This is a genomic window from Paraburkholderia tropica (assembly GCF_900109265.1).
Lineage (GTDB): Bacteria > Pseudomonadota > Gammaproteobacteria > Burkholderiales > Burkholderiaceae > Paraburkholderia > Paraburkholderia tropica.
This window is the reverse complement of the sequence record NZ_FNZM01000021.1, coordinates 88,730-100,757: the sequence shown is the minus strand read 5'-3', so window position 1 is coordinate 100,757 and position 12,028 is coordinate 88,730. Positions and strand designations below refer to the sequence as shown.

Sequence of the window (12,028 nt, the reverse complement as noted above, 5' to 3'; positions counted from 1 at the left end):
TCCTGCAGTTGAACTGTGGGTACAAACTTCGGGGTCTATCGGCCGGTGCGCACGTGGGTGCGTCCGACGAAAAGAAAGTGGACAAACGCAATGAGCGGGAAAACGAGGGCGACGCCGGCAACGAGCGTCCAGCCGCCGCGCGCGAACAGCGTGCTGGCGAGCGCCGAGCCGATCGCGCCGCCCACGAAGATGCTCGTCATGTAAAGCGCGTTGAGGCGGTTGCGGCTCGACGCATGCAGCGCGTAGATCTCGCGTTGGCCGAGCACCATGTTCATCTGCACCGCGAAATCGAGCGTGATGCCGGTGACGACGAGGCCGAACACGCCCCATGCCGGATGCACGAGGGCTGGCAGGAAAGACAGCGCGGCCGTCACCAGGGCGACGAGCGTGGCCCGCACGGAATGACCGGCGTCGGCCAGTCGGCCCGCCACGGGCGCGGAGGTGGCGCCGATTGCGCCCACGAGTGCGAACAGTGCGATCTCCGACTGCGTGAGCCGGTACTGGCGCGTCAGTTCGATCGGCACCGCCGTCCAGAAGAGACTGAACGTGGCAAACATGAGGCCCTGGTAGAGCGCACGATCACGCAACACGGGCAGGCTTCGGGTGAGCGCGACGAGCGAGCCGAGCAATTCGAGGTAAGTGGCGCGGTGCTCGGGACGGCGCTGCGGGATCGTGAGCGCGAGCACGGCCGTGACGAGCGCCATCAGAACCGCCGCGCCGCCGAACACGACGCGCCAGCCCAGGTGGTCGGCGACCACGCTCGCGAGCGGGCGTGAGAGCAGCACGCCGAGCAGCAGCCCGCCCATGATGGTGCCGACGATGCGTCCGCGCGAGTGGTCGGGCGCGAGGTGCGCCGCGAGCGGAATCAGGATCTGCACGGCGACTGAACTGAAGCCGATCAGGAAGGAGAGCACGAGAAACCAGCTTGCCGAATGTACGAGCGACGCCGCCGTGAGGCTCGCGATCGACACCAGTGCGGTCACGATCATGAGCTTGCGGTTTTCCAGCAGGTCCCCGAGCGGAACGATGAAGAACAGGCCGAGCGCATAGCCGATCTGCGTGAGCGAGACGACGAGGCTCGCGGAGTCGGCGGACATGTGGAGCGACGAGCCGATCAGCAGCGTGATCGGTTGCGCGTAGTACAGGTTCGCAACGATCGCGCCGCAAGCGAAGGCAAACAGCGCGACGAGTCCCGACGTGAGTTGGACGGAATCCGATTTGCCGCCGAGGGCGCGAGAGGGCATGGACATGTTTGCTCCTTGAGCGGTGGCCGCGTGCCACTGACGCGGAAGACTCAACAGATCGCAACGTTAGAAGAGTCGCCGGCCTTGTGGAAGCCGAACACAACGCAACCCCGCGTTGCGTAAATTGCAATGAAAGCGCAGTGTCAGGTGCAGTATGTGCAGGTCGGAGAGTCCGCGCTTTGCGAATTGCGGTCCGTTTTTTGGATTCGCACGATGTCGATTCGACGCGAGTTGTGGAGGGCGCGATTGACAATGCCGCTCACAATCGATCGGAGCGTCTGGAAGTTTGAACGATGGGCGCGTGGCGGCGGTTACTGAAGTTGCGGATCCTGTTGCACTCGCATCTTTTACGCGATGCGTGCCGGCGAAACGTTCGCGCGAAGGCATTGATGTCGTAGCAGCAGCCGGCCGCGTAAAGAGCGATCTACCGAACAGGATTGAGTGGTCCGCACAGGCGTCGGGAATGGCCTCAGCAACCCACGCTCCATGCCAAACATTGAATGACGATGACGGACTTGGCGCCTCGCACAGAGGCGAGGCTCTGCGACTTTACATAATCTAAGTTATCGCACTTTTCAGTATCAACCAAACGCCCCCATCCCCAACCACCTTGCATCAAACCCAATAAACGATAATAATTCTCATTCGTAAAATAACCGTAAGTGACATGAAACCGGCCGCCCGTGCGGCACTGGTGCCGTGCAGACCGATCCGTGCAGCCGTCTTCCAGCCTCGCCAACGCCTTTGCCGCGCATTACCGGACGCTCGTCGCGTTCGCCGCGCGCCGCATGAAGTCGGCGGAAGCCGCGGCGGATCTGGTTCATGACGCGTTCGTCAAAGTGGCGTCCTTGCCCGGCACCGCGGAGGTCCGGCAGCCGCGCGCGTTCTTCGTGCGCGTGATCGAGAACCTCATGATCGACCGTTTCCGCGAAAGCCGCGCGTCGGCGCACGCACGCATCGACGTGACGCCGCTCGACGACGATAATGACGCCTTCGCCGATCTGGCGATCGATCCGGTCGATCCGAGCCAGCTCGCCGAGGCCATGCAGACGGCGCGCGCGCTCGAAAGCGCCGTGAACGCGCTGCCTGCGCGCTGCCGCGAAGTGTTCGTGCTGCGCAAGGTGCACGGGCTCTCGCACGAAGCGATCGCCGAGCGTCTGCAGATCAGCAAGAACATGGTCGAAAAACATTTGCGGCGCGCCTTGCTGGGTCTCGTCGAGTTCGATCGAGGCGCGCACGGCGACGACATCCCGCCGGCTCATGACTAAGGAATTCCCGCAACCGGCCATGTCCGTTTCCACTTCAGCCGACACCCCGAGCGACGCGCGGGCGGCCGCGCATGCGCGCCGCGTTCGCGCCGAGGCGGCCGTCTGGGTCGTGCGGATCGACGCGGGCCGCGCAACGCCCGACGATGCGCGTCTCGCCCGCTGGCGCGCGCGCTCGCCGCTGCATTGCGCGGCCTTCGACGACGCGCTGGCGCAATGGCGCAGCGCCGATGCGCTGCACGTTTCAGCGCGCACTGATGCTGCCGCACAGCGCGTCGACCGGCGCGCCGAGCAACCTGTCGAACAACGCATGGAACCGCGCGCCAGGCGCCCTGCCGCGCGTTTCGCTTTGGCTTCGATCTTCACGCCGCCGCGCGCGGCCTTTGCATCGCTGTGCGTGGCGCTCGGCGTCGGCGCGGCGTGGTATGTGCATGCGCCCGATTTGTCGACATCATCGGGCGAAGTGCGCACGTTCGCGCTCGACGACGGCAGCATCGTGAAGCTCGACGCCGATTCGGCCATCGACGTGCGCTACGACGCGCACGAGCGCCGCATCGTGCTGGCGCGCGGACGCGCCGCGTTCGACGTGAAGCACGGCGACGCGCGCCGCTTTGTCGTGCGCGCGGGCGATGGCGAGGTCGTCGACATCGGCACGGCCTTCCAGGCGAGTCTGCCCGGCGACGACGCCCAGCACAGCGGCGAATCGCTCGTCACGGTCACGCAGGGACGCGTGGACGTGCGCAACGCGTGGGGCAATCTGGAAGCGGGCGCGGGCCAAAGCGTCGCCTATGGCGACGCGGTGCGCGCGCCGGCCGCCGCCGTGGTGGATGCCTACTCGGTCACCGCGTGGCAGCGCGGGCGCATGGTGTTCACCGATGCGCCGCTCGCCGACGTGGCCGCCGCGCTCAACCGCTATTGGAAAGGCCATTTCATCTACGTGCGCGGCAGCGCGGCGACGTTGCGCGTATCGGGCAATTTCGCCATCGGAGCGCCGGCCCAGGCGCTCGACACCCTCGCCGAAACGTTGCGTTTGCAAGCCACGCGCATTGCGGGCCGCGTCGTGATCTTGTCGGCGCCGTCGTGAGCCTCACGCGATAAACACGTCGCGCAAAAATATTTCGCGCGCGACGTCCGGTTTTTTCTCCGCACAACGTCTATTCCCTCAGTAAGACCAAACAATCAGGGGAATTTCGTTGTTCACGCAAGCATCACTTCGACCACTCGCGATCAGTGCGGCGGCTGCCGCTCTCTTCGGCGCTTCGTTGCCCGCGCTCGCCCAGCAAACTGCTCAAGCGACGCAATCCACGCAACGCGATGCGCGTATCGACTATCGCATCGCGCCTTCCGACCTCAACACGGCGCTCAACCGCTTCGCCGAAGCCAGCGGCGTGCAGCTCGCTTACGCGAGTTCGCTCGTCGCCGGCAAGCAGTCGCCCGGCTTCACGGGCCGCGCCGATGCAGCCGGCGCGCTCACGCAGGTCCTGCGCGGCACGGGTTTGCGCGCGGTGCGCGGCCAGAACGCGGCCTTCGTGCTCGAAGTCGATCCCGAACCGCCCGGCACCGACGCGAACGTAGCCGCCGAAACATCGCTGCCCGCGATGACGATCCGCGCGCAAAGCGAAGCCGATGCGCACGATCCGACGGTTGCCGGCGCGGCGCTCAAATCGTCCACGCCGCTCACGCGCACGCCGCAATCGGTGTCGATCATCGAGCGCAAGCAGATGGACGAGCAGAACGTGCAGTCGGTCGCGCAGGCACTGCGTTATTCGGCGGGTATCGTGCCGGAAACGCGCGGTATCGGCGATCGCTACGACAGTTTGCAGATGCGCGGTTTCGGCGGCTTCGGCGGCAATGCCGTGTACGTGAATTTTCTCGACGGCCTCAATCTCGGGCGCGGTCTTTCGTATGCGGTGCCGCAGATCGAGCAATACGGTTTGCAGCGTATCGAAGTGCTGCGCGGACCGAGTTCGATTCTGTATGGTCAGGCGAATCCGGGCGGCGTGGTGGTGCTCGAAAGCAAGCGTCCCGAAGCCGATCACGTGAATGAAGTGATGCTCGGCGCGGGCACGCACAATCGCTGGGAAGGCGCGTTCGATCTCGGCGGCGCGGTCGACGCGGACAAGCGCGTGCTCTATCGCTTCGTCGGTCTCGCGCGCGATGCGGACACGCAAGTCTCCGGCACGAAGGAGCAGCGCATTTACGTGGCGCCCTCGCTCACGTTGCGTCCCGATGCGAACACGGAATTCACGCTGCTCGCGAGTTATCAATACGATCCGAACAACGGCTATTACGGTTTTTTGCCGCGCTACGGCACGGTTTCGTATAACCCCAATGGGCAGATCGGCACCGGCTTCAACGACGGCGAACCCGATTACGATCACTTCCGCCGCGAGCAGGCGAGCATCGGCTATGCGTTCACGCACCGCTTCAACGACGTCTTCACGGTGCGTCAGAACGCGCGCTACACGCATATGTGGAGCGATTATCAAACGGTCTATTCGAGCGGCTACACGAACTCTAGCAACCGCTACCTCAATCGCCTGACCACGGCTTCGCTCGAGCATCTCGATGCGCTCTCGACCGACACGCAGCTCGAAGCCGATTTCAACACCGGCCCCGTGCGTCATGCGGTGCTCATGGGTCTCGACTATCAGATGACGATGTCCGACCGCCGTCTTTCGTCGGGCAAGGCGCCCTCGCTCGACATTACCGATCCGATCTACGGCCAGTCGCTGACCGCGCCCAAGCTCGCGAGCTACACGCGCCAGCGCACCGACGATCTCGGCCTCTACGTGCAGGATCAGATGACGATCGGCAAATGGTCGTTCGTGCTCGGCGCGCGCGAGGATTACGCGTCCACCAGCGCGAATGAATATGTGAAGCACACGTCGTCGTATCAATTCGATCGCGCATTCACGTGGCGCGCGGGCGTGCTCTACGCATTCGACAACGGCATTTCGCCGTTCGCGAGTTTCTCGCGCTCGTTCCAGCCGGTCACGTCGGGCACGACGGCGGACGGCAGCTCGCTCAAGCCGTCGACGGGCCGTCAATTCGAAGTGGGCGTGAAGTATCAGATTCCGGGCACGACGAGTTTCACCACGCTGTCGCTCTACGATCTTCAGCAAACCAACGTGTCGACGCCCGATCCGAACAACGCGAATTACCGCGTGCAGACCGGCGCGGTGAAAAGCCGTGGCGTCGAACTGGAAACGCATTTGAACATCACGCGCGATCTTTCGCTGATCGCGGCATACAGCTATACGAGTGCGTATGTGGCGAGCGCGAACGATAGTTCGCTGGGTCACACGCCGGCCGCCGTGCCAAAGAATACCGCTTCGCTGTGGGCCGACTACACGCTGCATCGCGGTACGTTCAAGGGTCTCGGCATGGGCGCGGGCGTGCGTTATATCGGCAGCACGTATGGCGCCGCCGACGATTCGTTCAAGGTCGGTTCATTCACCCTCGTCGATCTCGCCTTGCATTATGAAATGCGCAATTGGCGTTTCGCGCTCAATGCGTCGAATCTGTTCGATCGTCAATATGTGGCGGCGTGCGCGAGCGCGACGCAATGTTTCTGGGGCGTACGTCGCGAAGTGATTGGCACGGCGCGTTATCAATGGTGAGTCTCACGATGAAATCCTCACGCGCTTTCGTGCGACGCACGGTGTGTGTCTTCGCGGGAATGTCGATGGCGGCGGCTGCGTGGGCGGCAACGCCGGATGCGGCTTCTGCTGTCACGACAACTAATTCGGATGCTAAATTATCAGGCGACGCAAACGCCCTGCTTCCCGACACCGAATCGTTCGTGATCGACGCCACGCCGAACGGGCCGCGCTATCGCATCTGGCTGTATCACCCCGCGTCGTCCGTTTCAGGCCGCCCTCAGCCCTTGCTCGTGCTGCTCGACGGCAACGCGACCTTCGCGCTCGCCGTAAGCGCGGCGCGCCTGCAGGCGAAGCTGATCGGTCCGGTGACGATCGCCGCCATCGCCGCCGATAACGACGCCCTTTTCGATGAAAGCCAGCGTTTTCGCGACTTCACCACGCCGGCGCGCGACGGCTGGGGCGTGCCGAACGACGCGCAAGGCAAACCGCTCGACACCGGCGGCGCGCAGGCGTTCGAGACCTTCGTGAACGAGACCTTGCCGCGCGCCATCGAAGCCCGCACGCAGCTTGCGCCGCGCGCCCGCATGTTGTTCGGGCATTCGCTCGGTGGCTATTTCGTGCTGAACGATGCGCTCGCGCATCCGCAGGCATACTCGCGATATATGGCGGCGAGTCCGTCGATCTGGTGGAATGGCGCGGAGTTGCTGGCGAATGTTCGCGCGAGCGCGCAATCGTCGGCGGGAAAAAACTCGCACCACGCGCAAGCGCGCATTCCGCTCGCCATCCGCATCGGCGGCGACGAACAGAAACTCGCGCCCAATGCGCCGCCCGCGCGCGTCGAGCGCGTGACGCACGCGGCGATGCTCGACAACGCACGCACCTTCGCGGACCTCCTGCACACGACGCCCGCGCTCGGTTTCGACGCCGACTTGCAGATCTACGCGGGGCAGAATCACGTGTCGTATCTGCCCGCTGCGATCAGCGAAGCCGTGGCGCTCGCGGCGCGAAGCGTGCCGTAATCGGCACGCTGGCACATTCAAGCACGTTCGAGCGCCGCCATCGCGCGCGCGATCACCAGCAGCACGGAGAGGCTCACGTTGCTCGACGCACGCAATTCGGCGAGCAGATGGCCATAGCGTTCGAGCGCCGCTTCGTGCTGCGCGCACCATGCGTCGACGATCGCTTCGGCGTCGGCCGTGTTGGGCGACTGGGCGAGCGCGCTGGTCGTGAGCGCGCGCTTGAGCCGCGCCACTTCGGCGAGCGCGGCCGCGCGCGCCATCGTGTCCCAATGCGTGGGCGTGGGCAAAGTGGCCGCGCGTTCGCTAATCCAGCCATAATTCAGCCGCGTGCCGAGCGCGAAGTATGCGGACGCGACCAGTTCGAGCGGACGTCCGCAGGCCGCTGCCACTTCGGCGATATCGAGCAGCGCCACCGGAATTTCGCCGCTCGCTGCGCGCAGAGCGAGCGTGCTCTCCACGCCCGCGTTCACGAGTTCGCCCTGGCGCACCGAGAGCGCTTCGAGATCGGCTTCCGGCAAAAGCGCGGGTAATTGCGGCGCGAGGCGTTGAGCGGCATCACGGCAGCGCGCCAGCAGCGAACCCACACCGTCGCGATCCACCGCGCCCGCCTGCAGATGGCGCAGGAACCACAGCGCCGCGCGTTCGAGCAAGCGCGCAATATCGACGAACATGCGTGCCTGCACATCGTCGGGCACGCGATTGTCGAGCGCGTCGATCGCGCGCCAGATCTCGTCGAGATCGAACACATCGCGCGCCATGATGCAGGCGCGCACGATTTCGTCGGGCTGCGCGTCGGTCTCCTCCATGAGTCGGTGCACGAACGCGCAACCCACGCGATTGATAAGCGCATTGGTCAGATGCGTCGCGAGAATTTCGCGGCGCAACGGATGCCGCTGCATCGGTTCGCTGAAACGCTGCTGCAAAGGCTTCGGAAAATAATCGATCAGCAAGGCCGCGACGAGCGGATCTTCGGGGACATCGGAATTGAGCAGCGCATCGTAGAGCCACATTTTGCTGTACGCGAGCAGCACGGCGCGCTCGGGCGACGTGAGGCCGAGTTTCGACGCCTGGCGCTCGGCCACTTCCTCATCGGTCGGCAGGAATTCGATCACGCGATTGAGTCGCCCGGCGCGTTCGAGCCAGCGCATCACGCGCGTTTCCGCATCGAGCAGCGGCACTGCATAGCGGCCCGCAATCGAGAGCGACTGAGTTTGATAATAGTTGTCGCTCAATACGAGCAGGCCGACTTCGTCGGTCATTTCCGCGAGTAACGTATTGCGCTGCCGGGTGGTCATTTCACCATCGGATACCACCAGTCCGAGCAGAATCTTGATGTTGACTTCGTGATCGGAACAATCGACGCCCGCTGAATTGTCGATCGCGTCCGTATTGATACGGCCGCCGCGTTGCGCGAATTCAATGCGCCCGAGTTGCGTGACGCCGAGATTGCCGCCCTCGCCCACCACCTTGCAACGCAGATCCGAACCGTTCACGCGCACAGCGTCGTTGGCACGGTCGCCCACTTGCGCGTGCGTTTCGCGCGCGGCTTTCACATACGTGCCAATCCCGCCGTTATAAAGCAGATCGACCGGCGCCTGGAGAATCGCGCGAATGAGTTCGTTCGGCGTCAGCGCAATTGCCTCGATACCGAGTACCTCGCGCACCGCGGGCGAAAGCGGAATCGTCTTGACGGTGCGCGGAAAAATACCGCCGCCCGCTGAAATCGCGGCAGTATCGTAATCGGCCCAACTCGATCGCTCCAGTGCGAAGAGCCGCTTGCGCTCCGCGAAACTCAGCGCCGGGTCGGGCGCGGGATCGAGAAACACATGGCGATGATCGAATGCCGCCACGAGCTTGATATGCGGTGACAGCAGCATGCCATTGCCGAATACGTCGCCCGACATATCGCCGACACCGACCACGGTGAAGTCGCTCGTCTGCGTATCCACGCCCATTTCGCGGAAGTGGCGTTTGACCGATTCCCACGCGCCGCGCGCGGTGATCGCCATTTTCTTGTGGTCGTAGCCCACCGAGCCGCCCGACGCGAAAGCGTCGTCGAGCCAGAAACCATATTCGGCGGAAATGGCGTTCGCATAATCGGAAAACGTGGCCGTGCCTTTGTCGGCGGCGACGACGAGATAAGGATCGTCCGGATCGTGACGCACGACATCGGGCGGCGGCACGATGGCGTTATTCACGAGATTGTCGGTGAGATCGAGCAGGCCGCGCAAAAAGGTCTGATAACAGGCCACGCCCTCGCGCATCCACGCTTCGCGATCGCTGGGCGGCGGCGGATTCTTGACGACGAAGCCGCCCTTCGAACCAACCGGCACGATCACCACGTTCTTCACCATCTGCGCTTTCATCAGGCCGAGCACTTCCGTGCGGAAATCCTCGCGACGGTCGGACCAGCGCAGGCCGCCCCGCGCGACGCGTCCGCCGCGTAAATGCACGCCTTCCACACGCGGCGAATACACCCAGATTTCGAACATCGGTTTCGGTTCGGGCAATCCGGGAACTTTCGACGGATCGAACTTGAACGACAGCGATGGACGCGGCGCGCCATTCGGCTCGTGACGGAAATAATTGGTACGGACCGTCGCGTTGATCACGCCGAGAAACTGGCGGAGAATGCGATCCTCGTCGAGATTCGGCACCTGATCGAGCGCGGTTTCAATGGCCTTGAGCGCAAGTTCGGCGCGCTGTTCGCGCGCCGCTTCTACGTGTGGATCGAAACGCACCATAAACAATTCGACCAGTTGCCGCGCAATGGCCGGATTGCCCGTTAGCGCGCGTTCGATATAAGCGTCGCTGAATGTCGAGCCCACCTGGCGCAGATATTTCGCGTAGGCGCGCAATATCGTCACCTCGCGTGCGCCCAGATACGCGCGCAAAACGAGGCGATTGAAATCGTCATTCTCGATGCGCGCACTCCATACGGCTTCGAACGCGTCCTCGAACAGATCTTTCACGCGTTCGATATCGAATTCGGCATCGTCGGCGAGTTCGAGCCCGAAATCGTGCACCCACGCGGGATCGCAGCCCGGCACCTGAATCACATAAGGCCGCTCTTCATCCACGCGCACGCCGAGATGTTCGAGCATCGGCAAACTGCGCGAGAGCGCAATCGCTTCGCCCGCGCAATACACCTTGAAACGAAACGCGCGCGGCCCGGATTCGATGGGCCGATACAGATTCATGGCGATGCCCGCACTGCCCTGCACACGTTCGATCAATTCGATATCGCGGACCGCCGTGCGCGCCGGATAATCGTCGCGATAACCGGCGGGAAACGAATCGCCGTAACGATGCAGCAAGCGCGTGCCCTGCTCTTCGCCAAATGCGTCGAGCAATGCATCGGCGAGATCGTCTTGCCAACGCCGCGTGACCTGCACGAGCCGCGCTTCCAGTTCACGCGTATCGACATCGGGCATCGTGCCGGGCTCGGCGTGCACGACAAAATGAATACGCGCAATGGCCGATTCGGAAAGCAGCGGCGTAAATTCCACGGAAATTCCGTTGAATGCCGAAGCGAGCAGATTGGCGATGCGTCGGCGCAAATCGGTATTGTATTTATCGCGCGAGACATAAACGAGGCAGGAGACGAAACGATTGAAACGATCGCGCCTCACGAACAGACGCGTGCGCTGATGCTCCTGCAAACGCAATACACCAAGCGCGATATCGTAAAGCTCGTCTTCCGTGGCCTGAAACAGTTCGTCGCGCGGATAGGTTTCGAGGACGGTCACGAGCGATTTGCCGAGATGCCCTTTCGGTAAAAAGCCCGCGCGGCGCACGATATTCGCGCACTTGCGGCGCACGATCGGAATGTCGGCGGCGGGCACCATATACGCCGTCGAGGTATATAGACCGACGAAACGGCGCTCGCCGCAAATCTTGCCGTCCGCGCCAACGAGTTTCACGCCGACATAGTCGAGATAACCGGGCCGGTGCACCGTTGCGCGCGAATTCGCTTTCGTCAGAAAGATCGGCGAGGCGCCCGCGATGATGTCCGCCGCGGCGGGCGGCAGCGGCGTAATGTCGGGGGTGTCGGGCGTGCGCAACGATTCGCGCAGAATACCGAGACCCGAATTGCCTACGCCGCGCAACCCGAAACCGTCGCCATGCTCGACGAGCGCATAGTCGCGCTGACCGAGAAACGTGAAATGGTCGGCCACCATCCACTCGAGAAACGCACGGGCTTCGAGCTCTTCCGCGCTCGTTTCCCGGGCCTTCATGCCTTTGATGGTTTCGCGCGCCACCTCGACGATTTTCGGCCAATCCTCGACGGCGGCGCGCACATCGCCCAGCACTTTGGCAATATCGCGGCGCAATTCGTCGAGTTTTGCTGCATCGCCGCAGCGGTCGACTTCGAAATGAATAAACGACGTGAGTTGCGACGGCCCGTCTTCGGCGCCGGACGCCCCGACGTCAATACGCTCGATGCCGCCTTCCTTGCCTCGCCAGACGCGAAACACCGGATGCATGGCCGAATGCAGCGCGAGCCCGAGCTTGTTGACGGCCATCGACACCGAATCGACCAGAAACGGCATATCGTCATTCACGATTTCGATGACCGTGTGATCGGAATGCCAGCCGTGCTGTTCGAGAATCGGGTTATAGACCCGCATGCGCTCGGAGCCGGGCACGAAACGCTGCGCCGTTTGCCAGTGCGCCATCGCCGCGCCATAGAGATCGGCGATGCTGCGGCTGCGCAAATCCTCGGCATCGACGAAATCGTAATAGTGGTGCAGGAACGGTTCAACCGTTTGAAAGGCGGGTTCCGGCAATCGCGCTCTCGCGAATGCCAGAACATCGGAGAGCAGATGGGCGACGAATTCCTCGTTCCTCGCTTGCATGGCGGACTCCTCGACGGATGGCCATCGACTGCATCG

6 protein-coding genes are annotated in these 12,028 nt (G+C 63.4%); 4 read left to right on the top strand and 2 right to left on the bottom strand.

The window, feature by feature from the left end; translation table 11 throughout:
* Nucleotides 1–35 precede the first annotated feature (35 nt).
* Entirely contained in the window at nucleotides 36–1,250 is a 1,215-nt protein-coding gene (locus BMY06_RS30370) for an MFS transporter (protein WP_074986854.1), read from the bottom strand.
* Between the two features lie 707 nt (nucleotides 1,251–1,957).
* Between BMY06_RS30370 and BMY06_RS30365 the strand changes: the two genes are divergently transcribed.
* The 4 genes from BMY06_RS30365 (at nucleotide 1,958) to BMY06_RS30350 (ending at nucleotide 7,133) form a co-directional block, all read left to right on the top strand.
* Nucleotides 1,958–2,512 (top strand): sigma-70 family RNA polymerase sigma factor, encoded by a 555-nt coding sequence (locus tag BMY06_RS30365; protein ID WP_065059246.1) that lies wholly within the window; start codon nucleotides 1,958–1,960, stop codon nucleotides 2,510–2,512.
* Nucleotides 2,505–3,593, top strand: a complete 1,089-nt coding sequence (locus tag BMY06_RS30360; protein WP_080180407.1) for a FecR family protein — start codon at nucleotides 2,505–2,507, stop codon at nucleotides 3,591–3,593. Before BMY06_RS30365 ends, BMY06_RS30360 begins: the two co-directional genes overlap by 8 nt.
* A 178-nt stretch (nucleotides 3,594–3,771) precedes the next feature.
* The gene (locus BMY06_RS30355; protein WP_080180408.1) at nucleotides 3,772–6,132 is read left to right on the top strand and encodes a TonB-dependent siderophore receptor; all 2,361 of its coding nucleotides are present in this window, start codon (nucleotides 3,772–3,774) and stop codon (nucleotides 6,130–6,132) included.
* A 182-nt stretch (nucleotides 6,133–6,314) separates the two neighbouring features.
* Nucleotides 6,315–7,133, top strand: coding sequence for an alpha/beta hydrolase (locus BMY06_RS30350; protein WP_074986852.1), 819 nt, complete (start codon nucleotides 6,315–6,317; stop codon nucleotides 7,131–7,133).
* Between the two features lie 17 nt (nucleotides 7,134–7,150).
* Here the strand turns inward: BMY06_RS30350 and BMY06_RS30345 are convergent, their stop codons facing one another.
* Nucleotides 7,151–11,992 (bottom strand): NAD-glutamate dehydrogenase, encoded by a 4,842-nt coding sequence (locus BMY06_RS30345; RefSeq protein WP_074986851.1) that lies wholly within the window; start codon nucleotides 11,990–11,992, stop codon nucleotides 7,151–7,153.
* Nucleotides 11,993–12,028: the final 36 nt, after the last annotated feature.